At 76.3% G+C, this 358-nt stretch carries 1 protein-coding gene; it reads left to right on the top strand.

Going from position 1 to position 358, the window contains the following annotated elements; genetic code table 11:
• Positions 1-45: 45 nt before the first annotated feature.
• The coding region (locus PUR56_RS08110; RefSeq protein ID WP_329948399.1) for a hypothetical protein at positions 46-358 on the top strand (313 nt) is incomplete at its 3' end.

A 358-nucleotide genomic window follows, 5' to 3' on the forward strand; every position in this document is an offset into this window, starting at 1 on the left:
GCACTCGCCTATGTCGTGAGACGTGTCGGCGCGTCGGTGAGACGGTTGGAGATCGGCGTTGGGGCCGAGCTGGCCGCGCGGGTGCGGACGCACGACGCACCGCCGGTCGGCGTGCTGGTACCGGCGGGTTCGCTCACCGGCGCGCTCGCCGCGGTCCAGGCACTGGGCGACGCCGGAATCGCGGCGCCGCTCTGGCTCCTCACGCGGGGGGCGGTCGCGACCGGGTCCGCCGATCCGGCGGTCGACCCGCTCCGCCCGGTGTTGGGGGTCCGCGGCCGCGACGTCTGTCTGTACCACCCCGACGGCAGGGGCGGGCTGATCGACCTGCCGGTGCACCTGGACGTCCGTGCGGGCGGCC

Origin of the sequence: Streptomyces sp. BE303, assembly GCF_036290945.1 — a bacterium.
In the GTDB taxonomy this organism is placed as follows: domain Bacteria; phylum Actinomycetota; class Actinomycetes; order Streptomycetales; family Streptomycetaceae; genus Kitasatospora.